The organism is Burkholderia sp. 567 (genome assembly GCF_040545115.1).
Classification (GTDB): domain Bacteria; phylum Pseudomonadota; class Gammaproteobacteria; order Burkholderiales; family Burkholderiaceae; genus Burkholderia; species Burkholderia ambifaria.
Window position 1 is genome coordinate 456,739 of the sequence record NZ_JBEPLG010000003.1, and the last position, 20,090, is coordinate 476,828.

General features: G+C 67.5%; 18 protein-coding genes. 4 read left to right on the forward strand and 14 right to left on the reverse strand.

Features of this window, described 5'->3' with window-relative positions; translation table 11 throughout:
- Positions 1 to 75 precede the first annotated feature (75 nt).
- Positions 76 to 1,206, reverse strand: a complete 1,131-nt coding sequence (locus tag ABIC50_RS12510) for an alpha/beta fold hydrolase (RefSeq protein WP_354164490.1) — start codon at positions 1,204 to 1,206, stop codon at positions 76 to 78.
- A 419-nt stretch (positions 1,207 to 1,625) separates the two neighbouring features.
- Between ABIC50_RS12510 and ABIC50_RS12515 the strand changes: the two genes are divergently transcribed.
- Positions 1,626 to 2,207 (forward strand): TetR/AcrR family transcriptional regulator, encoded by a 582-nt coding sequence (locus tag ABIC50_RS12515; protein ID WP_354164114.1) that lies wholly within the window; start codon positions 1,626 to 1,628, stop codon positions 2,205 to 2,207.
- Positions 2,208 to 2,548: 341 nt separating this feature from the next.
- Here ABIC50_RS12515 and abaF read toward each other — a convergent pair whose 3' ends face one another.
- The gene (abaF, locus tag ABIC50_RS12520) at positions 2,549 to 3,928 is read right to left on the reverse strand and encodes a fosfomycin efflux MFS transporter AbaF (protein ID WP_354164116.1); all 1,380 of its coding nucleotides are present in this window, start codon (positions 3,926 to 3,928) and stop codon (positions 2,549 to 2,551) included.
- Positions 3,929 to 4,519: 591 nt separating this feature from the next.
- On the opposite strand from abaF, the gene ABIC50_RS12525 reads away from it, so the two are divergent.
- Complete coding sequence (locus ABIC50_RS12525) at positions 4,520 to 5,461, forward strand: dihydrodipicolinate synthase family protein (protein WP_012372215.1); 942 nt, start codon at positions 4,520 to 4,522, stop codon at positions 5,459 to 5,461.
- Between the two features lie 293 nt (positions 5,462 to 5,754).
- Here ABIC50_RS12525 and ABIC50_RS12530 read toward each other — a convergent pair whose 3' ends face one another.
- Both ABIC50_RS12530 and ABIC50_RS12535 read right to left on the reverse strand, forming a co-directional pair.
- Positions 5,755 to 6,105 carry a hypothetical protein gene (locus ABIC50_RS12530; RefSeq protein ID WP_502913469.1) on the reverse strand — a complete coding sequence of 117 codons (351 nt, stop codon included), beginning with the start codon at positions 6,103 to 6,105 and terminating at the stop codon, positions 5,755 to 5,757.
- A 160-nt stretch (positions 6,106 to 6,265) separates the two neighbouring features.
- Positions 6,266 to 6,976: a TetR/AcrR family transcriptional regulator gene (locus ABIC50_RS12535; protein ID WP_354164117.1), complete on the reverse strand. Its 711-nt coding sequence runs from the start codon at positions 6,974 to 6,976 to the stop codon at positions 6,266 to 6,268.
- Between the two features lie 52 nt (positions 6,977 to 7,028).
- Here ABIC50_RS12535 and shc point away from each other — a divergent pair, with 52 nt between their 5' ends.
- Complete coding sequence (gene shc / locus ABIC50_RS12540) at positions 7,029 to 9,077, forward strand: squalene--hopene cyclase (protein WP_354164119.1); 2,049 nt, start codon at positions 7,029 to 7,031, stop codon at positions 9,075 to 9,077.
- A 42-nt stretch (positions 9,078 to 9,119) separates the two neighbouring features.
- On the opposite strand, the gene ampC is transcribed toward shc, so the two are convergent.
- The 3 genes from ampC to ABIC50_RS12555 all read right to left on the reverse strand — a co-directional run bounded on the left by ampC (position 9,120) and on the right by ABIC50_RS12555 (position 11,852).
- Positions 9,120 to 10,289, reverse strand: coding sequence for a class C beta-lactamase (gene ampC, locus ABIC50_RS12545; protein ID WP_354164121.1), 1,170 nt, complete (start codon positions 10,287 to 10,289; stop codon positions 9,120 to 9,122).
- Between the two features lie 185 nt (positions 10,290 to 10,474).
- Positions 10,475 to 11,287, reverse strand: coding sequence for an alpha/beta fold hydrolase (locus ABIC50_RS12550; protein ID WP_354164123.1), 813 nt, complete (start codon positions 11,285 to 11,287; stop codon positions 10,475 to 10,477).
- Between the two features lie 109 nt (positions 11,288 to 11,396).
- Positions 11,397 to 11,852, reverse strand: coding sequence for a hypothetical protein (locus ABIC50_RS12555; RefSeq protein ID WP_354164125.1), 456 nt, complete (start codon positions 11,850 to 11,852; stop codon positions 11,397 to 11,399).
- Between the two features lie 412 nt (positions 11,853 to 12,264).
- Here ABIC50_RS12555 and ABIC50_RS12560 point away from each other — a divergent pair, with 412 nt between their 5' ends.
- Positions 12,265 to 12,396 carry a hypothetical protein gene (locus ABIC50_RS12560; protein ID WP_354164126.1) on the forward strand — a complete coding sequence of 44 codons (132 nt, stop codon included), beginning with the start codon at positions 12,265 to 12,267 and terminating at the stop codon, positions 12,394 to 12,396.
- A gap of 138 nt (positions 12,397 to 12,534) precedes the next feature.
- Here the strand turns inward: ABIC50_RS12560 and ABIC50_RS12565 are convergent, their stop codons facing one another.
- The 7 genes from ABIC50_RS12565 to ABIC50_RS12595 all read right to left on the reverse strand — a co-directional run bounded on the left by ABIC50_RS12565 (position 12,535) and on the right by ABIC50_RS12595 (position 20,028).
- Positions 12,535 to 13,722 carry a YncE family protein gene (locus ABIC50_RS12565; RefSeq protein WP_354164128.1) on the reverse strand — a complete coding sequence of 396 codons (1,188 nt, stop codon included), beginning with the start codon at positions 13,720 to 13,722 and terminating at the stop codon, positions 12,535 to 12,537.
- Between the two features lie 120 nt (positions 13,723 to 13,842).
- Positions 13,843 to 15,345: a M81 family metallopeptidase gene (locus tag ABIC50_RS12570; protein WP_354164130.1), complete on the reverse strand. Its 1,503-nt coding sequence runs from the start codon at positions 15,343 to 15,345 to the stop codon at positions 13,843 to 13,845.
- Positions 15,342 to 16,631: a Zn-dependent hydrolase gene (locus ABIC50_RS12575; RefSeq protein WP_175700600.1), complete on the reverse strand. Its 1,290-nt coding sequence runs from the start codon at positions 16,629 to 16,631 to the stop codon at positions 15,342 to 15,344. Before ABIC50_RS12575 ends, ABIC50_RS12570 begins: the two co-directional genes overlap by 4 nt.
- Before the next feature lie 34 nt (positions 16,632 to 16,665).
- Entirely contained in the window at positions 16,666 to 17,367 is a 702-nt protein-coding gene (locus tag ABIC50_RS12580) for an ABC transporter ATP-binding protein (RefSeq protein WP_175666327.1), read from the reverse strand.
- Positions 17,364 to 18,131, reverse strand: coding sequence for an ABC transporter ATP-binding protein (locus tag ABIC50_RS12585; protein ID WP_085040185.1), 768 nt, complete (start codon positions 18,129 to 18,131; stop codon positions 17,364 to 17,366). Before ABIC50_RS12585 ends, ABIC50_RS12580 begins: the two co-directional genes overlap by 4 nt.
- Positions 18,128 to 19,171 (reverse strand): branched-chain amino acid ABC transporter permease, encoded by a 1,044-nt coding sequence (locus ABIC50_RS12590; protein ID WP_105830182.1) that lies wholly within the window; start codon positions 19,169 to 19,171, stop codon positions 18,128 to 18,130. Before ABIC50_RS12590 ends, ABIC50_RS12585 begins: the two co-directional genes overlap by 4 nt.
- Positions 19,168 to 20,028: a branched-chain amino acid ABC transporter permease gene (locus ABIC50_RS12595; RefSeq protein ID WP_126224210.1), complete on the reverse strand. Its 861-nt coding sequence runs from the start codon at positions 20,026 to 20,028 to the stop codon at positions 19,168 to 19,170. Before ABIC50_RS12595 ends, ABIC50_RS12590 begins: the two co-directional genes overlap by 4 nt.
- Between the last annotated feature and the right edge of the window lie 62 nt (positions 20,029 to 20,090).

The following is a 20,090-nucleotide window of genomic DNA, read 5'->3' on the forward strand; positions in this document are numbered from 1 at the left end:
CTAAAGCGTGACGGACGGGACGGTGGTCTGGAAGCCGGGCGATATTTGCACGAGCAACGATAGCCATTCCTCAACTTAACTGCGCGTGTGATCCGCCCCACCCACCTCCTTGGCGAAGGCGAGCAGGCGTTCGCCGAGCCGACCCGGCTGCTCCTGTTGGATCCAGTGACCAGCGCCGTCGATCAGCTCGATTCCCGCCATTCTCGTCGTCGCCTTCGTCCTCATCAGGTCGAGCGCGCCCGGCGCCGAATACGTGCCCCAATCGCTCTTGCCGCCAATGAAGAGCGACGGGACATCGATCGTCTTGCCCGAAAACAGGCGCAACTCGGCGTTCAGGCCAGGATCGGAAAGGACACGATAAGCCTGCAGGGCGCCTTGAAACCCCGTGCGGCCGTACTCTTCCGTGTACACCCCAAGTTCCGGCTCGGTGAGCCATTTGCCGGCCAGGACCTCGGCGGAGGAAGGTTGGAATGGAGCGACGGTCTCGGGCATCGTCTTGCCGAGTTCCATGACGTAATAGGTGGGCATTTGCGCAAGTTCGGCGGCGGTTGGCGCCTTCAACGGATGCGGCTTGTTGCCCGGCCAGTCGGCGCTCTTGACGTAGAAAAATGCACGAAGAAACGCGTGTAAGCCTTGTGGGGGTTGCCACATGTCATGATTCGCCTCACGTGTGCTCAGGTATTGCTGGTAATACTTTCTCGGCGGGTCGAGCGCCGCCAGCGCGGCCGCCAACTTTTGATTGCCAGTGTTCGGTTGAACCGACGATATCTCGCTTTCCGCAATGTTGAACGGAAGCGTCGGCGGACCGGGGAACGGTGCGCTCATCAGCACCACCGAGGGAAAGACGTCAGGTCGGGCTAGCGCACAATAGGCCGCGACGGGCGAGCCGAGGTCGTGCCCGACGAGCATTGCCGTACGCCGATACCCCAACGCCAAAACCAATCCGAGAGCGTCACGCGTCATATTCAAAAGGCTGAAGGGTGCCAGCGGTGCGTCATAGTCGTTCAGCCAACCGGTGGTGCGGCCAAAACCCCGCTGGTCGGGCGCCACGACGTGGTAGCCGGCGTCGGCGAGAATCGGGATCAGGTGTCGCCATCCGTAAGCCAAGTCGGGAAAACCGTGCAGAAGCAGTGCGAGCGGCCGGCCGGGGTTTTCGTAACCGGCCTCGAGAATATGGACATCGAGGCCGTTGACCCCGTGGATCATGCGCGAGCGGACCCTCTTCGGAAGCGTTCCATTGCCATATGTTGATGTGGACAAGTCAACTCCTCCTATCGGGGTTGCGTGGACAGGTCGAATCAAGGGGACAAACAGGCTGACCGCGCCCATCGCCAGGAAGGCTCGTCTGGACGCCGACGGCCGGAAGCGAAGTGGACGGCTCATGATGGAACGCCCCGTCCCCGTGCGAGCGCTGCCTCCAGCGTCAGCGAAGACGCACGCGACGAACGATTCGGCCGGCGGGTTTCGGTTATTCGTGCCGCGATCTCGGCAGGCTGCGCACAACTGAGCGAACCTTCTTGACTTGCGATTGGGTCGGGAGGCATCACCGGGGCTCCGTATATGGTGATCACCATAGTATGCCAATCGCCATAGAACCATCAAGTGAAACGTGCTATGTTCTCGGCATGCCACGTAAGACTGACGCCCGCGCTCGCGCGATTGCCACGGCCCAACGACTGTTTCGCATCCAGGGCTACACTGCGACGGGATTGACCCAGATCCTTGAAGAAAGCGGTGCGCCTAAAGGATCGTTCTACTTCCACTTTCCGCGCGGCAAGGCGCAACTCGCAGAAGAAGCAATCGATAGTTACATTGCGGATCGAATCGCTGTATTGCGAGACATCTCGGCGAGTACGACGGGTGACGCCCTGAATTTTGTTCATCAGATTTTCAGGACATTCGCGGCTGAAATGGTCGCTTCTGATTTCCAGTATGGATGTCTGATGCAGAATCTGGCGAATGAGCTGCCCGCGCTCGACGCCGAGCTCACCCAACGGGTAGCGCGCGGATTTGTTGAGTCGACCGAAATTATTGCGGAGCACTTTAGAGCGTGCGGTTTCGCTCCCCCGCGCGCTTCCTCCACCGCCGCTGCATTGGTAGCCGCGCTCGAAGGCGCGCGGACGATTGCCCGCCTGGAACGCACGCCCGCTATATTCGAGGCGCTGGCGCTGGTGAGTGTCCAAAGGTGCGCTGATCCCGAAAGGTAATCCGGTCCAGTGTTCTCGGTTCGACGAAATGAGCGCCGAGCATCCTATGAAGAGCGTCGGTCTTTCGCGAATTTCCGTTCGCAGACGCGCAGCCGCCGGATCAATGTCCCGATGAAGTACACCCTCGCCCTGCATTGTTGCCGCAACTGGTGAGGTTCTTGCGTGAGGGCAACCCGTACATCGCGAACCGGTTCGGTCGGCCGAACCAGCGGAGGGTGACGGTGAATGGATGAATGACGAACGCCGCCATTCCTCCCCGCGCCCCAACCGGCGATACCCCACAAAAAAGCCACCCTCCCGGGTGGCTTCCCATCAGCGATCACGCCCGCGTCACCCCCGCGTCACACATGCGTGCGCCGGCTCGCCTCCGCATCCACATCGCGCAGCGACTTGCCGCGCGTTTCCTTCGCGACACCCACGCACACGATCGAAATCACGGCCGCGGCGACCAGGTACAGCGCGATCGGCGTCGACGAGTGATAGCGTTCGAGCAGCGACAGCCCGATCAGCGGTGCGAGCGAGCCGGCCATCAGCGGCGCGACCTGGTAGCACAGCGACAGCGCGGTATAGCGCACGTTGGTCGGGAACATCTCGGTCATCAGCGCCGAATACGGCGAGTACGTCATCGATTCGATGAACAGACCGAGCACGATCGCGGCCATGATGATCCAGTCGTTGCCGGTATCCATCATCGGAAACGCGACGAAGCCCCAGCCGGCGGTCAGCACCGCGCCCGTCAGGTACACGGGCTTGCGGCCGACGAAGTCCGATAGCAGCCCCATCAGCGGAATGAAGAAGAAGTGGATCGCGTTGGCCGCGAACATCAGCTTCAGGATCCGCGTGGTGTCGGCCCCGACCACCAGCTTCAGGTAGGTCAGCGAAAACGTGACGACCATGTAGTACAGGATGTTCTCGGCGAACCGCGCGCCGATACCGATCAGCACCTGCCGCCAGTGATACTTCAGCACGTGGACCACGCCAAGCTGCTTTTCCTGCTTCTGCGCGCGGCGCGCCTGCGCTTCCTTGAAGATCGGCGCATCGTCGACCTTGCGGCGAATCCAGAAGCCGATCAGCACGACCACCGCCGAGAACCAGAACGCCGCGCGCCAGCCCCACGACAGAAAGTCGGCCTCGGACAGCGAACTCGACAGCACCAGCAGGATGATGGTCGCGACGAGATTGCCGGCCGGCACGCCGGCTTGCGGCCGGCTGGCCCAGTAGCCGCGGCGGTTGTCGGGACTGTGTTCGCTGACCAGCAGGATCGCGCCGCCCCACTCGCCGCCGAACGCGAAGCCCTGGATCAGCCGCAGCGACACCAGCAGCACCGGCGCCCAATAGCCGATCGCATCGAAGGTCGGCAGGCAGCCCATCAGGAAGGTCGTGATGCCGACCACGATCAGGCTGACCTGCAGCAGGTACTTGCGGCCGAACTTGTCGCCGTAGTAACCGAACACCAGCCCGCCGATCGGCCGCGCGGCGAACCCCACCGCATACAGCGCGAACGCGGCGAGCAGGCCGTCGATCGGGTTGCCCGTCTTCTTGAAGAAGTGCGTGCCGAACACCAGCGCCGACGCCGTTCCATACAGGAAGAACTCGTACCACTCCGCCACCGACCCAACCATCGACGCCGCGACGACCCGCTTCAATTCCCGTTTCGACGCCGTGTCCTGCACGGCTGCCGCACTACCGGGCGAGACTGCCTCGCCAACCTGACTTGTCATCTCCGTATCTCCTCTCGTTGTCTTCCATTTCCCTTGACGGGGCGGTTCGCGAGTAAGCGCGCCGAAAGATTTTATACAATATCCAATACCCAATCCATGCAATCTCAAAAATGCTTTCGGCAGAAATGCGACACGGCGGGCGGGGGGTACGCCGACCGGGATGGAAGCCTGCGAGACGGATGTTTTTGGTCGAAGGAAAGTGCGGCGGGGATAAGCTTGCGGAGCCTCAGTCGGGCTGCCAAGGCCATCAGGCGAGCCGGAACGCGGCGTCGACTAGCTTTGTCGAGTGCACCCGCCGTCCCCGCCGAAGGCCGCCAGAACGCGGTTCTCCACCCTTCCCACTCCTCGAAACAACGCTCCGCGTCACGCCCTTTTTATTTTATATTGTATAAAATATCCGGACTGACTAGAATGGCACTCGTCGATGGCTGACTCTCGGTCGAAACCGGAGGCAACGTTTCGGCACCGAGGCAAACAAGAGGCGGCCAGCCGCCGTCCGGGTGACGTGAAGCACCGACGAGACGGCGAGCGCGCGTACGGCCCAGGTTGCCAGCACTGGCAATTGACCCTATCTGAATGTGAGGAAACGAGATGAGCGACAACATTTTTACCGGCACCATTCCGGCCCTGATGACTCCGTGCACCGCTGATCGTCAGCCGGATTTCGACGCGCTGGTAAAGAAGGGCAAGGAGCTGGTGGCACTCGGCATGCGCGCGGTGGTGTACTGCGGCTCGATGGGCGACTGGCCGCTGCTGACCGAAGCGCAGCGCCAGGAAGGCGTCGCGCGCCTGGTCGAAGCCGGCGTGCCGACGATCGTCGGCACCGGCGCGGTGAACTCGAAGGAAGCCGTGTCGCACGCCGCGCATGCCGCGAAGGTCGGCGCGCACGGCCTGATGGTGATCCCGCGCGTGCTGTCGCGCGGCGCATCGCCGGCCGCACAGAAGGCCCACTTCGCCGCGATCCTGAACGCAGCGCCGAACCTGCCGGCCGTGATCTACAACAGCCCGTACTACGGCTTCGCGACCCGCGCCGACCTGTTCTTCGAACTGCGTCGCCAGCACCCGAACCTGATCGGCTTCAAGGAATTCGGCGGCGCCGCCGACATGCGCTATGCAGCCGAAAACATCACGTCGCAGGACGACAGCGTGACGCTGATGGCCGGCGTCGACACGCAGGTGTTCCACGGCTTCGTGAATTGCGGCGCGGCGGGCGCGATCACCGGCATCGGCAACGCGCTGCCGCGCGAAGTGCTGCAACTGGTCGACCTGTGCAAGAAGGCCGCGCAAGGCGATGCCGTGGCGCGCGTGCGTGCGAAGGAACTGGAAGCGGCGCTGGCCGTGCTGTCGTCGTTCGACGAAGGGTGCGACCTCGTGCTGTTCTACAAGCATCTGATGGTGCTGAACGGCGACAAGGAATACACGCTGCACTTCAACGAAACCGATGCACTGAGCGACGCGCAACGCAACTACGCGGAAGCGCAGTACACGCTGTTCCGCAACTGGTACGCAAACTGGTCGAAGACCATCGCGTAAGCCGTGCGATACGCGGCCGTGACACGGCCGCCTGCATGTGAAAGGAAAAAGCCACGGAGCGATCCGTGGCTTTTCCTTTATCCGCGCACACTCGACAGGCGCCTGCCGAATCAGTGTCGCTGCACGGCCGCTCCGCTCGCGCGCTGGTGTTCCGTAAGTAATCTTCGTGCGGCCATGGCAGATCGCATACAACGCACCGGCCGCGGCGAGCGCCGGCACCGCGAGCAGGCTGAACACATCGCCGAAGCGCCAGCCGGGCCCCAACACGACATGCGCTGCGCGCGCCCGCACAGTCAGGGATTCACCGTCCCCCGCCGCGACTCGATCGCGTCGATCTTCGCGAGCAACACATTGCCGAGTTTCATCACGTGGCGCGGCATGCCGGGAATCGCGAGCAGCACCTCGATCCGTGCGCGCCAGTAACCTGGACGACTCACGCGCATCGCGTACGGCATCGCCGCAGCGCCGGTATCCGCATCGCTTTCGAGCAGCGCGACCATTCTCTCGATATGAGACAGCTCGCGCTCCACGTAGTCTCTTGTCAGCATGTGATTGACACTCCCCCGCAACACCGCAGCCGGCCTGGCGTCGTCGGCGTGTCGCCGCTTGGGCTTTTCGCTCGACACGTCGTCGTTTCCCGTCACGGTACGCGCGTCGTGTGTCAGGAAATCGCCGGCACGCGCGAGGGTTCTCTTCAAATCGTCGGATCTATGTCGCGCTGCGCAGCCCGTGCCGCGTCCATGGCGACGACGAGCGTCAGATGGAATCGCCAAGCTCGTCGTGAAGTTCAGCGGCTGAACGCGCTCAGCCGCGTCGGCCGCGCGCGCTCGTACGCTTGCCCGTGCCCGCCGGCGGCTCGCCCGCGCTCATGCGGTCCAGCTGCCGGACGATCTCCGCGCGCAACTCGGCCGAAATCTCCACGCTGTCGAGCAGTTCCGAGATCCACAGCCCGTCGGCAGCCAGCCGGCAGATCATCAGCGTCGCCGCCCGCTCGAGCGGCACCGGGTCCGGCCGCGTCCACTCGCGCATCGGCACCGACCAGCGCGCGCGCGTCTCCTGCTCGGTGATCATCGATGCGACCAGCACGCGCAGAACCTCGGTGCTCGCGGCCGGCTGTGCGGTGTCGAGCACAGCATGCAGATACGCACGCGCCGCCGCGCCGTCGCCGTGCGAATCGGCCGCCCGGCGTGCGGCCATCTGCGTCGCGAAGCGTTCGGTCGCCTGCCCGAACAGCGCATCGAGCAGGCCCTGCTTGTTCGCGAAGTGATACTGCAGCGCGCCTTTGGTCACGCCCGCGCGCTCGGCGACCGCGTCGAGCGTCAGCGCGGCCACGCCCTGACCGGTCGCGATGTCCGACGCGGCTTCCAGCAGTTGCGCGCGCACCTGCTCCGGCGCCTTTTTCCGCCGCACGCCTGCAGCGGGCGTGGGCGCGGGCGCGCTCCGGGCGTCGGCCGGTCCGGCCGTGTCGACAGGCGCGGCGGTAGCGCGCGAAGCGGGTTCGAGGCGTTTTTTCATGGGGGCGATGTTAGCACCCGCGGTCTCGATATAAACATTCCGGCTGGATGGTATGATCCGCCGCATGAACAAACCCGCCCCCTCCCCCTGGTCCGCGCTCGACGCCGCGATCGCCCGTGGACGCGACGCGCTGATGCGCCTTCAGCAGCCCGACGGCAGCTGGTGTTTCGAACTCGAATCCGACGCGACGATCACCGCGGAATACATCCTGATGATGCATTTCATGGACAAGATCGGCGACGCGCGCCAGGAGAAGATGGCGCGCTACCTGCGCGCGATCCAGCGGCTCGACACGCACGGCGGGTGGGACCTGTACGTCGACGGCGATCCCGACGTGTCGTGCAGCGTGAAGGCGTACTTCGCGCTGAAGGCCGCCGGCGACAGCGAGCATGCGCCGCACATGGTCCGCGCGCGCGACGCGATCCTCAAGCTCGGCGGCGCGGCACGCTCGAACGTGTTCACGCGCATCCTGCTCGCGACGTTCGGCCAGGTGCCGTGGCGCGCGACGCCGTTCATGCCGATCGAATTCGTGCTGTTCCCGAAGTGGGTGCCGATCTCGATGTACAAGGTCGCGTACTGGGCCCGCACGACGATGGTGCCGCTGCTCGTGCTGTGCTCGCTGAAAGCGCGTGCGCGCAATCCGCGCAACATCGCTATCCCCGAGCTGTTCGTCACGCCGCCCGACCAGGAACGCCACTACTTCCCGCCCGCGCGCGGGATGCGCCGCGCGTTCCTCGCGCTCGACCGCGTGGTGCGCCATGTCGAGCCGCTGCTGCCGAAACGCCTGCGGCAGCGCGCGATCCGGCATGCGCAAGCATGGTGTGCGGAGCGCATGAACGGTGAAGACGGCCTCGGCGGGATCTTTCCGCCGATCGTGTACAGCTATCAGATGATGGACGTGCTCGGCTACCCGGACGATCATCCGCTGCGCCGCGACTGCGAGAACGCGCTGGAGAAGCTGCTGGTCACGCGGCCCGACGGCAGCATGTACTGCCAGCCGTGCCTGTCGCCGGTATGGGACACCGCGTGGAGCACGATGGCGCTCGAGCAGGCGCGCGGCGTGGCGTTGCCGGAAGCCGGCGCGCCCGCGAGCGCCCTGGACGAACTCGACGCACGCATCGCGCGCGCGTACGACTGGCTGGCCGAGCGCCAGGTGAACGATCTGCGCGGCGACTGGATCGAGAACGCACCCACCGACACGCAACCGGGCGGCTGGGCGTTCCAGTACGCGAACCCGTACTACCCCGACATCGACGACAGCGCGGTCGTCACCGCGATGCTCGACCGCCGCGGCCGCACGCATCGCAACGCGGACGGCTCGCATCCGTATGCGGCGCGCGTCGCGCGCGCGCTCGACTGGATGCGCGGTCTGCAATCGCGCAACGGCGGGTTCGCGGCCTTCGACGCCGACTGCGACCGCATGTACCTGAACGCGATCCCGTTCGCCGATCACGGCGCGCTGCTCGATCCGCCGACCGAGGACGTGTCGGGCCGCGTGCTGCTGTGCTTCGGCGTCACGAAGCGCGCGGCCGACCGCGCGTCGCTCGCGCGCGCGATCGACTACGTGAAGCGCACGCAGCAGCCCGACGGCAGTTGGTGGGGCCGCTGGGGCACGAACTACCTGTACGGCACGTGGAGCGTGCTGGCCGGGCTCGCGCTTGCGGGCGAGGACCCGTCGCAGCCGTACATCGCCCGCGCGCTGGCGTGGCTGCGCGCACGTCAGCACGCGGACGGCGGCTGGGGCGAGACGAACGACAGCTACATCGATCCGGCGCTCGCCGGCACCAATGCCGGTGAAAGCACGTCGAACTGCACCGCATGGGCGCTGCTCGCGCAGATGGCGTTCGGCGACGGCGAATCGGAATCGGTCAGGCGCGGCATCGCGTATCTACAATCCGTGCAGCAGGACGACGGCTTCTGGTGGCACCGCTCGCACAACGCGCCGGGCTTTCCGCGCATCTTCTACCTGAAGTATCACGGCTATACCGCGTACTTCCCGCTGTGGGCGCTTGCGCGTTATCGGCGCCTCGCCGGCGGCGCGTCGGCAGCGGGCGCGCACGCGGTGCCCGCGTCCACGGGCGTGGACGCCGCGCTCGCCTGAGCGCGGGCACGGGCACGGGCACGGGCACGCGCACGACGCACGTTACGGCTTGCTGTTCAGCGACTCGACGATCCGGTACGCGGCTTTCACGCGATCCTCGATCGGAAAGCTGCGGTTCGCAAGCATCACGATCGCCATCCGCTTCGCGGGGACGAACGCGACATAGGTGCTGAAGCCGTTGGTCGAGCCGGTCTTGTTGATCCACGTGTCCGGGCGCGGCGCGAGCGGCGGCTTGAGTTCGGTCGCGGGCGTCGCGTCGTGGAGCATCGACGGCCCGTTGCCTTCGAGCAGCGTCGGCAGCGCGACCGGATACGGATACTGTTCCCAGATCAGGTCCTGCGTGAACGGCCCCGCACGGAAATAGCCGGTGTGCGTGCGCTCGAGCGCGCGCTGCATCCGCGGCGCCGTGTCGACGAGCCCCATGTTCGCCTGCACGAAGCGCAACAGATCGGCCGCCGTCGTCTTCACGCCGTACGCCGGCTGCCACAGCATGCCGCCCGTCATCCGGATCGGCTTGCCGTCCTGCGTATAGCCCTGCGCATAGTCGCCCCGGCGCGCGGCGGGCACGTTGATGTAGGTCTGCGTCATCCCGAGCGCGGGGAACAACCGCTGTTCCATCAACGCCGCGAAGTCGCGGTTCATCGCCTTCGCGGTGAGTTGCCCAAGCATCCCGATCGCGACGTTCGAGTACGTGCGGCGCGTGCCCGGCGCGTACGCAGGCTGCCACGCATCGAGATAGCGCATCAGGCCCGCTTCGTCGCGGATGCTGTCGGGCACCTGCAGCGGCATCCCGCCCGGCGTGTGCGTGCCGAGTTCGAGCAGCGTCACGCCACCGAACGGCTTGCCCTGCAGCGCGGGCAGGTACTTGGCCGCCGGATCCGACAGCGACAGCTCGCCGCCCTCCTGCGCGTCGGACGCGAGCGTCGCGGTCAACGTCTTGCTGACTGAGCCGATCTCGAACAACGTGTCGCCGGTCACCGGCTTGCCGGTTTGCGTCGACATCACGCCATAGTCGAACACGTAGGGCTTGCCGTCGGCGACGATGCCGATCGCCATGCCGGGAATGGCGAACTGCTTCATCAGCGGCGCGACGTTGCGGGTCACGGTGTCGTGGATCTCGTCGGGCGTGGCGGCGGCCGCGCGGCCGGCCGTGACGGCGGCGCACGCGGCGACGAACAGGGTCGCGGCGACGCGTATCGCGTTGAATCGCATGGTTGCGGTTCCTTCGATTTTCTGATGGTTGTGTGAACAACGGGTCCGGCCGCGCCGCGCGGAAACTGTTGCAGCCGGCCGGTCGAAGCAGGACTATCCGCTGCCGGCCGCCGTTCAACAATCGACGATATTTTGCGCGAGCCTAAAGAAAATCTTATGCAACGCATGCACCGGCCATGCCGATGTCAGTCGGGCAACCGGTCGAGAAAGGCCAGCATCGCGGCATTGAAGCGCGCCGGCCGCTGCAGCGGCGCGAAGTGGCTCACGCCGGGCAGGATCGTCAGCGTCGCGCCCGGAATCGTGCGCGTGAGATAGGCCGCATGCTCGGGGCGGATGAACTCGTCGTGCTCGCCCTGCACGATCGCGACCGGCACCGCGATCGCCGCGAGGTCGGCCTCGCTGTAATCCGGTTGCGTGCGCATCATTTCGCTGACGGCGGCGACGAACGCGTCGAACTGGCCGGGCGTCGCGGACAGTCGCGCGTAGTCCTTGCGGTGCCGCGCGAAGCAGCGGTCGATCAGCGGGCTCGGCACCATCTCCTTCGTGCCGCCGGGATCCATGTTGCACGCGAAGAAGAACACGCCCGCCGCGCGCTGCGGCGCGCGGGCGGCCAGCACGAGCGACACGCACGCGCCGTCGCTCCAGCCGACGAAGCGCGCGCGCCCGATGTGCAGCGCATCGAGTACCGCGAGCACGTCCGAGGCCATGCGTTCGTACGAATAGGGGCGATCGTCGCGCGTGCTGCGGCCGTGGCCGCGGCTGTCGATCACGATCGCGCGGTAGCCGGCCGCGAGCAGCGCCGGCACCTGGTTGCCCCAGTTGCCGCCGTGGCCGAGGCCGCCGTGCAGCAGCACGACCGGCGGGCCGTGGCCGAACGACGCGTGCCAGATGCGCGCGCCGTCGTGGTCAAGCCATCCTTCGGCATCGGCCGCGGGCAGCGGCGTGCCGCCTTGCGCGTCGAAGCGGACGAGGTCGTCGTCGGCGAATTCCGCAGTCATCGTTCTGCCGTCCTTTCGAGGGAGACGAGCTTGCGATTGTAATGCGCGGAGTGGCGTGCCGCGATGCGTCGGCGTGCTGTGCTGTGCTGGGCTGTGCGGCGCCGTGCCGTCAGGCCTGCGTCGATACGAGCCCGCCGGACGTCGAACCGCCCGACTTCTCGAGGGCCTGCGCGAGCTGCGCGATCGCCGTCGACAGCGCACCCGAGATCGTGCTCGCTTCCGCGCTCAGCGTCTGCTGCTCGACCGCGGCGGCCGGGTCATCCTTCGCGCGCTGTGCCACGGCCGCCATTTGCTGCTGCAGTTGCGCGAGTTGTTTCTGCAGGCGCTCGATGAGCTGTTTCAGTTGCGCGACCGCGGGATCATCGGCCGACGATCCCGACGCGCCCAGCGTCTCGCCCGTGTCGCCTGACGGCGCGGCGCCGCTTGCCGACGTCTTCGTTGCGCTGCCTGTAGGCGACGACGCAGCCGCGGTGGCCGTCGCCGCGGCGCCCGTGCCAGACGGGTTGGCGGCCGCGGTGCTGGTGGTGAGCGGGGTCTGCGTGGCGGAAGAGAGGTCGATCTGCATCGTGTCGGTCCGTAATGAGTGTGTGCGACTCGGTCGGTTGAACAGGGAAATCCTTGCAACCGGTTTACGGTATTCGTCGGACAAAACTTTAGTCTCGCCTTCTGCGGCGCGCCGGCGCGGCCGCGCAGCCGGCACCGCGCGCCATTGTCATGCGCAGGCTGCGGATTGCTGCGAAGGGGCCAGAATGACCGGCCATCCGCGCTGGTAAAATCGCCGGCTGGCCTGCCGCTGCAGCACACCGGCTGCTTTCGACAAGCCTTGCGGGCTACCCCCGCACCGGCGCCCGCCCGATCGGGCGCGACACGCGACGCCGTCCGGCGCCGTCGCCGCGCGAGCCCCGCGCCCGCAGCGACACGACGACGCGACGGCTTCGGCGCGCATCCCCTTCATCACGCACTTTGAGGAATTCACGATGGCCCGCATCGGCGCCTTCTGCCTGACCACGTGGCTCGCGGCCGCGATTCTCTATTTCGGCCAGCATTCGGTCGCGATGATTGCGCTCAGCGGCGTGGTGTTCGGCGGGTTCGATCTGCTGCGTCCGTAACGGAGCGCCGGTTCATCGCAGGCGCGGCGGGCCCGTCACGAGCACAGGCGCCGCCGCCCCGCACACCCTCATCGCAAGCCAGCCTGCCCCATCCGCATCGTCGACGGCGAACCGCGGCCGGCTCACCCGCGCCACACATCAACGCGGCAACGTCCGCAACGACGACGGCCCGCCCGACAGCGCGATCCGCTTGCCCGTATCGCGCAACTGACCGCCTTCGACCGCATACAGCGCGAGCTGCCGCTCGACATTGAACTGCACGATCACGTGCCGGCTGTCGGCAGTGAATACGATGCCCTGCGCGGCTTCGCCGCCCGGCACTTCACTCGTCTGCACCGCGCGGCCGTTGCGGATCTCGAACAGCACGACCTTGCCGAGCTTGTGGCGGCCCGGGTTGTCGGGCGTGAGGTTCGAGCCGTCCATCGCCTGCACGGCGATCCACTTGCCGTTCGGCGAGATCGCGACGCCTTCCGGCAGCGACGGCACGTTCAGGTATTGGACCGTGCGGAACGGCGTGCGCGACACGTCGATCAGCGCGACCGTATCGGCATCGCCCGCGAGCGTGCCCGTATAGCCCGGCAGCCCCGCGAGCCCGACGTTACTGACGACAGCCCAGCGGTTGTCGCTCGACACGTCGATCGTGTAAGGCGCGACGCCCGTGCTCAGCCGCGCGCCGCTGTCGGTCACCTTGCCGTCGTCGACGTTCAGCACCGCGACGCCCTGCTCGTCGCGCAGCGACACGAGCGCATGCTTGCCGTCGTGCGTGAAGCTGATCCCGGCGAGCCGCTTCTTGCCGATCTTCAGGTTGCCGTCGAGCGTCACCTGCGTGCCGTCGATCCGCAGGATCGACACGCTGCCGTCGACGTTCGCCACCAGCGCGACGCGACCCGACCGGTCGATCGCGATCCCCTGCGGGTGCGTGCCGAGTTCGATGCGCGTGATCGCCGCCGGCGACGCATCGAGATTCACGACCTGCAGGAACGTGTCGTACATGAGTTGCTTCGCGCTCGTGTCGTAACGCGTCGGCGCGCCGACCAGCGCGAGTTTCGCGTCGGGCGTGATCGCGACGGCCTGCGGCGGCCCCTGGATGCCGTTCTCGACGTCGACCTGCAGCGCGACCTTCGGCGGGAACACGCTCGCATCGAGCAGCGTCAGCGTGTCGGCGGGCGGCGATGCGAGAAAGGTGTCGCGGCCTTCGACGCGCTGATACTTGCCGTCGTTGCCGGACACGATCCAGTCGGCCGCGTGCGCGGCGACGGCGGTGGTGGCAAGCGTCAGCGCGGCGAGCAGACGGGCGCGACGAAGGCGAAAAGGATTCGAATGCATGACGGACGGTTCTCCGGATCGGTTGCGGACGCAAGGAATCGCACGACCCTGCTGCTCGACGGGTCGATGCCATCGCATCATGCACTAAAGCGCGCGAAACCGGTGTCGCGAGGCCGCCGCTCAGCGAGTGCGCGGCCCCGCGCCTTCCCACTGACGGACGTCGTCCAGCGGATACACGGGCCGCGCGAGCCGCTCGTAGCGGAACAGTCCGAAGTCCGACCCGGTCACACCGCGGCTGTCGCACTCGACGAGTGCGGCCGCGATCGGCACGAACACCGGCCGGCAATACATGCGCGACTTCAGCAGCAGGAATCGTGCGCGGCGTGGATCGATGCCGACACTCTCGAACACGCCGAGATCCCACGGTTCCTGCGTGCGCTCGGTGACGACCAGCGTCGCCACGCCGATATCGAGCACCGCCGCGCGGCCCATGTATGCGCGCTGGCCCGTATAGGTCGGCCCCGTAATCACGTATTCGCCGTCGGTGATGGCGCGCACGATGCCCGTCGCGCGAAACGGTGCGCGCCGCGCGCCGCCATGCGACGGCATCCGGTTGCCGACCGGCACCGTGACGGTCGCGCCCACGCCCGCGTCGATCAGCGCGGCGACGGCTTCGGGGTCGCACAGCGGCCCGCTGACGATCCCGTCGAGCCCCTGCGCGAGCGCGGCCTCGAGCAGGTCCATCGTGTCGCACGGGCCGCCCGACATGCAGTTGTCGCCGTGATCGAGCATCAGCACCGGACGGTCCGCGCCGCGCGCCAGCACCTCGGCCTGCGCGACCGATTCGGCGAGCGGCGCGCTGCGGTACACGAACGCGTCGCGCGCGTCCCAGATCTGCCGGGCGATGCGTTCGGCCACCGCGTCGGCTGCCGCGCGGTCGCCGTCGGCGACCACCACGACGCTGATACATGGCGCGGGAATATCCGCGAGCGAGAAGCCGGGCAGCACCGATACCGCGAGCATTCCGTCGGCCTCGGCCGCGCGCGCGGCCTCCACCGCGAGCCGCATCGCGCCTTCGGCGCTCGCGCTGCGCAGCGTCGACGTCATCAGCGGCGGCTGGCGCCATGCGAGCACGGGCCGCGCGCGGCCGTGCAGCCGGTCGAGCAGCACGCGTGCCGCATGCTCGCCCGTCTCGTACATGTCGACGTGCGGATAGGTCTTGAAACTGACGATCACGTCCGCGTGGTCGATCATCTTCTGCGTGACGTTCGCATGCAGGTCGAGCGCCACCGCGATCGGCGCATCGGGCAGCGCGGCGCGCACGCGCGCGAGCAGGTCGCCCTCGCCGTCCGCGGATTGCTCGGCGACCATCGCGCCGTGCAGGTCGAGCATCACCGCGTCGCAGCCGGGCGCGGCCGCGACGATCGCGTCGCAGATCGCCGCATAGGCATCGGCCGCGACAGGCCCGCTCGGGTTGGCGGCCGCCGATACGGGCGTCACGATCTCGGCGCCCTCGCGCACGGCCGCATCGATGAACGCGGCCATCGCGGTGCGCATCCCGTGATTCGCGCGATACGCGTCGTCGCCCCAGTCGGGACCGTTGCGACCGAACGCGGCGAGCGGCGTCGGTACCGGCGAGAACGTGTTCGTCTCATGATTCATCCGGGCGATCAGGATTTTCATCGTGCGCGGCCCTCCGCGACCCCAGCGGCGCCCAGCATCGCGTGCAGCAACACGTTGCAACCTGCCTCCAGATGCGCGGGATCGGCCTCCTCGATCTCGTTGTGACTGATCCCGTCCTTGCACGGCACGAAGATCATCGCGGTCGGTGCGACGCGCGCGAGATACACGGCGTCGTGGCCCGCCCCGCTGATCACGTTCATCGACGACAGCCCGAGCGTGCTCGCGCCCGCGCGAACCTGCTCGACGAGTGCCGTATCGAACGGCTGCGGCGGGAAGTACACGACCTGCTCGACGTCGATCGGCATGCCGGCCGATGCGCCCAGCTCGGTGCACGCCGCGCGCAGTTCGGCATCCATCGCCGCAAGCGTCGCATCGTCGGCCGCGCGCAGGTCGACGGTCAGCGTCACGCGGCCCGGAATCACGTTGCGCGAATTCGGGTGCACGTCGACCCAGCCGACCGTGCCGCGTCCATGCGGCGGATGCGCGCACGCGATGGCGTTCACCTTGCGCACGAGATCGGACGCGACGAGCAGCGCGTCGCGCCGCAGCGCCATCGGCGTCGGGCCGGCGTGCGCCTCCATGCCGTGCACGGTCACGTCATACCAGCGCTGCCCGAGCGCGCCCTCGACCACGCCGATCGTCGTGTCGTGCGCCTCCAGTACCGGGCCCTGCTCGATATGAGCTTCGAAATACGCGCCGACCGGATGAGCGCCCCGCCCGTCGCCCGCATCGCCCGCATAGCCGATCGCGGCCAGCGCGTCGCGCACCGACACGCCGTCGCGGTCGCACTGTGCGAGCGCATGGTCGAGCGTGAACGCACCCGCGAACACGCCGGAGCCCATCATCACGGGCACGAAGCGCGAGCCTTCCTCGTTGGTCCAGACCGCGACCTCGAGCGGCGCCCGCGTGCGCACGCCCGCGTCGTCGAGCGTGCGCAGCACTTCGAGGCCCGCGAGCACGCCGTAGTTGCCGTCGAACTTGCCGCCGGTCGGCTGCGTGTCGATATGGCTGCCCGTCGTCACGGGCGGCAGGTCGTCGCGTTCGCCCGCGCGCCGCGCGAAGATGTTGCCGATCGCGTCGACCCGTACCGTGCAGCCGGTTTCTTTCGCCCATGCGGTGAACAGGTCGCGTGCTTCGCGATCGAGCTCGGTGAGCGCGAGGCGGCACACGCCTCCTTTGTCGGTCGCGCCGATCCGCGCGAGACGCATCAGGCTGTCCCACAGCCGCGCGCCGTCGACGCGCAAGCCGGACGCCGCGACGCCCGGTGTCGAATCCTGAACTTGCATCAATGGAATTCCTCGCAATGAAAGGGCGCGGCGCTTATGCGACGCCGACACCCAGGTAACGGTCCTTCACCTCGTGATCGGCTGCGAACGCCGCGTTGCTGCCTTCGTAGACGATCACGCCCTGTTCGATCACGAAGTGGCGATCCGCGAGCTGCGTGCACACTTCGAGGTTCTGTTCGACGAGCAGGATCGCGACGCCGGCTGCCTTGATCTGCTTCAACTGCGCGACGATCTCCTCGACGATCACCGGCGCGAGCCCCTCCACCGGCTCGTCGAGCATCAGCAGCCGCGGGTGGTTCATCAGCGCGCGGCCGATCGCGAGCATCTGCTGCTCGCCGCCCGACAACTGCGCACCGCCGTTGCGGCGGCGCTCCTTCAGGCGCGGGAAGATCCGGTAGATGTCGTCGAGCTGCCACGGCGAATCGCGGCGCGCGCCGAGCCGCAGGTTCTCCTCGACCGACAGCAGGCGGAAAATCCCGCGATGCTCGGGCACGAAGCACAGGCCGCGCGCGGCGATCCGGTGCGCGGGCTGCCCGGACACCGGCCGGCCCGCGAACGTCACCGTGCCGCCGGTCGGTGCGACAACGCCTGCGATCGTCTTGAGCGTCGTCGACTTGCCCGCGCCGTTGCGGCCGAGCAGCGTCACCGTCTCGCCTTCGTTCACGTTCAGCGAAAGGCCCTGCAGGATGTGGCTCTTGCCGTAGCAGGCATGGACTTCCTTCACGTCGAGCATCATGCGCGGCCTCCCGTGATCATGTTGCCGAGATACGCGCTGCGCACGCGCTCGTCGCCGCGAATCGCATCCGGCTTGCCTTCGACCAGCACGCGGCCCTGCTGCATCACCGTAATCGTGTCCGAGATGTCCATCACGATGCCCATGTTGTGTTCGATCAGCACGACCGTGTAGTCGTCGCGCAGGCCACGGATCAGCGCCTTCATGTCGTCGAGATCGTCGATCCCCATGCCCGACGTCGGCTCGTCGAGAAAGATCGCGCGCGGCCGCGCCGCCAGCGCCATCCCGACCTCGAGCCGGCGCTGCTGGCCGTGCGACAGCACGCCGGCCGCCGTATCGGCGAAGCGCTGCAGGCCGAGCCGCTCGAGCACGTCGTCGACGATGCCGTCGTGCGCGAGCGCACCGCGCGGCGGCGCCCACGGATTCAGCGCACGCCGCGATTCGACGCCCTGCGCGGCGACGCGCAGGTTCTCGCGCACGCTCAGGTTCGGAAACAGGCTCGTCACCTGGAACGAGCGCGCGATACCGCGCCGCACGCGCTTGTGGTCGGGTTCGCGCGACACGTCGTGACCGTCGAACAGGATCGAGCCCGCCGTGATCGGCAACGTGCCCGTCAGCGTATGGAACAGCGTCGTCTTGCCCGCACCGTTCGGCCCGATCACCGAATGCACGGTGCGCGGCATGATCCGCAGATCGACACCGCCCAGCGCCGTGAACTTGCCGTAGCGCTTGACGATGCCGCGCGCCTCGAGAATCGCCTCGCTCATTGCCGCTCCCCGGTCGTCGCTGCCGTGCGTCCGCCGCGCCGCAGCGACGCCGCGACACGTTCACCCAATCCCCACAACCCGCGCTGCATGAACAGGCTGACCGCGATCAGCACGAGGCCGAGCAGCAGCAGCCAGCGCGGCCACAGCGTCGACAGCCAGTCCGCGAACAGCACGTAGAACGCCGCGCCGAGCACCGACGCGAACAGGTTGCCCGTGCCGCCGATCACCGTCATCACGAGGATCATCTCGCTCGTGTGGTAGTCGATGTTGGACAACGGCGCGATGCCCGTCATCAACGCGTGCAGCGCACCGGCGAGGCCCGTGACGGCCCCCGAGATCACGAACGCCGCGAGCTTGAAGCGCTTCACGTCGTAGCCGGCCGCGGCCGCGCGCGCCTCGTTGTCGCGGATCGCGAGCAGCGTGCGGCCGAACACCGAGCGCGACACGCGCAACAGCAGCCAGAACACCACGACGAACAGCACCGCGACGAAGCCGTAGTAGCGCCACGGCGAATCGAGCGGAACGAGCGGATGCCCGAATGCGGACAGCACGGGGCGCGGGATGTCGAGCAGCCCGTTGTCGCCGCCCGTGAGATCCGGCGTCGTGTAGGCGAGAAAGTAGAACAGCTGTCCGAACGCGAGCGTCAGCATCACGAAGTAAGTGCCGCGCTGCCGGATCGAGAACCAGCCGACGAGCGCGGCCGCGACGGCACCGAGCACGGTGGCGGCGACCAGCGCGGCGGTCACCGACGCGACGCCGTGCGTCAGCACCAGCCCCGCCGCGTAGCTGCCGAGCCCGAAGAAGATGCCCTGCCCGAACGACAGCAGCCCCGTGTAGCCGAGCAGCAGGTTGCAGCCGAGCGCGGCGAGCGCGAACACCAGCACTTCGGTCGCGAGCGAGCCCGAGGTCAGTGCGACCGGCAGCACGCACACGACGGCCACCGCGAGCCAGCCTTCCGGCCGCTGCAGCGCGCCGCGCCACGGCTGCGGGCGTGACGTGGCCGCCGTCCCGGGCGGCAGCGGTTTCGACGATTCGATCATGCGGCCCTCCCCAGCAACCCGTTCGGACGCAGCAGCAGCACGGCCGCCATTGCGACATAGATCATCAGCCGCGCACCTTCCGGCCACAGCGTGCTCATCAGGCTCTGCACGATGCCGACCAGCAGCCCGCCGACGAGCGCCCCGAGAAAATTCCCCATCCCGCCGACGACGACCACGACGAACGCGATGCCGAGCGCCTCGATGCCCATGAACGGGTCGACGCCGCGGATCGGCGCGGCGAGCACGCCCGCGAGTGCCGCCGTCGCCGCGCCGAGCGCGAACACGAGGCTGAACACGCGCGTCACGTTGATGCCGAGCAGCGACACCATCTCCGAAGATTCGCTGCCCGCGCGCACCGTGCTGCCGAGCCGCGTGCCTTCGAGCACCCACCACAGCAACGCGGCGAGCACGGCCGTGAACGCGATCACGAACAGCCGGTATTTCGGGTAGACGAAGCCGCCCCAGATCACGACGCCGTTCAGCGCGTCGGGCGGCGGCACGTTGTCGCCGAGCGGGCCCCAGGCGAGGATCGCGCATTCCTGCAGCACGAGCGCGAGCCCGACCGTCGCCAGGATGTGGAATTCGTGCTGCTGCGCGTACACGTGACGCAGCACGAGCTTTTCGACGCCCCACGCGAACGCGCCGACGACGAGCGGCACGACCGCGAGCGCGACCCAGAAATTCGCCGACCATTGCAGCGCCTGGTAGCAGAGATAGGCGCCGAGCAGGTAGAACGCGCCGTGAGCGAAATTCACGAAGCGCAGCAGGCCGAACACGATCGACAGGCCGACGGCGAGCAGGAAATACAGCATGCCCACGCCGATGCCGTTGACGATCTGCAGCAGATAGACGTTCATGGCTTCCGTGTCAGAAAGGAAGGTAACGGACGCCCGCGGCGCACGACGGCCGCGGGCGCATG

Bases quoted from the DNA above. Each gene is read 5' to 3' on its own strand.
- ABIC50_RS12515 (WP_354164114.1), top strand. From the start codon at position 1,626: ATGCCACGTAAGACTGACGCCCGCGCTCGCGCGATTGCCACGGCCCAA.
- ABIC50_RS12575 (WP_175700600.1), bottom strand. From the start codon at position 16,631: ATGCAAGTTCAGGATTCGACACCGGGCGTCGCGGCGTCCGGCTTGCGC.
- ABIC50_RS12560 (WP_354164126.1), top strand. From the start codon at position 12,265: ATGGCCCGCATCGGCGCCTTCTGCCTGACCACGTGGCTCGCGGCCGCG.
- ABIC50_RS12525 (WP_012372215.1), top strand. From the start codon at position 4,520: ATGAGCGACAACATTTTTACCGGCACCATTCCGGCCCTGATGACTCCG.
- ABIC50_RS12535 (WP_354164117.1), bottom strand. From the start codon at position 6,976: ATGAAAAAACGCCTCGAACCCGCTTCGCGCGCTACCGCCGCGCCTGTC.
- ABIC50_RS12510 (WP_354164490.1), bottom strand. From the start codon at position 1,206: ATGATCCACGGGGTCAACGGCCTCGATGTCCATATTCTCGAGGCCGGT.
- ABIC50_RS12555 (WP_354164125.1), bottom strand. From the start codon at position 11,852: ATGCAGATCGACCTCTCTTCCGCCACGCAGACCCCGCTCACCACCAGC.
- ABIC50_RS12590 (WP_105830182.1), bottom strand. From the start codon at position 19,171: ATGATCGAATCGTCGAAACCGCTGCCGCCCGGGACGGCGGCCACGTCA.
- ABIC50_RS12565 (WP_354164128.1), bottom strand. From the start codon at position 13,722: ATGCATTCGAATCCTTTTCGCCTTCGTCGCGCCCGTCTGCTCGCCGCG.
- ABIC50_RS12585 (WP_085040185.1), bottom strand. From the start codon at position 18,131: ATGAGCGAGGCGATTCTCGAGGCGCGCGGCATCGTCAAGCGCTACGGC.
- ABIC50_RS12580 (WP_175666327.1), bottom strand. From the start codon at position 17,367: ATGATGCTCGACGTGAAGGAAGTCCATGCCTGCTACGGCAAGAGCCAC.
- ABIC50_RS12595 (WP_126224210.1), bottom strand. From the start codon at position 20,028: ATGAACGTCTATCTGCTGCAGATCGTCAACGGCATCGGCGTGGGCATG.
- ABIC50_RS12570 (WP_354164130.1), bottom strand. From the start codon at position 15,345: ATGAAAATCCTGATCGCCCGGATGAATCATGAGACGAACACGTTCTCG.
- shc (WP_354164119.1), top strand. From the start codon at position 7,029: ATGATCCGCCGCATGAACAAACCCGCCCCCTCCCCCTGGTCCGCGCTC.
- ABIC50_RS12550 (WP_354164123.1), bottom strand. From the start codon at position 11,287: ATGACTGCGGAATTCGCCGACGACGACCTCGTCCGCTTCGACGCGCAA.
- ampC (WP_354164121.1), bottom strand. From the start codon at position 10,289: ATGCGATTCAACGCGATACGCGTCGCCGCGACCCTGTTCGTCGCCGCG.
- abaF (WP_354164116.1), bottom strand. From the start codon at position 3,928: ATGACAAGTCAGGTTGGCGAGGCAGTCTCGCCCGGTAGTGCGGCAGCC.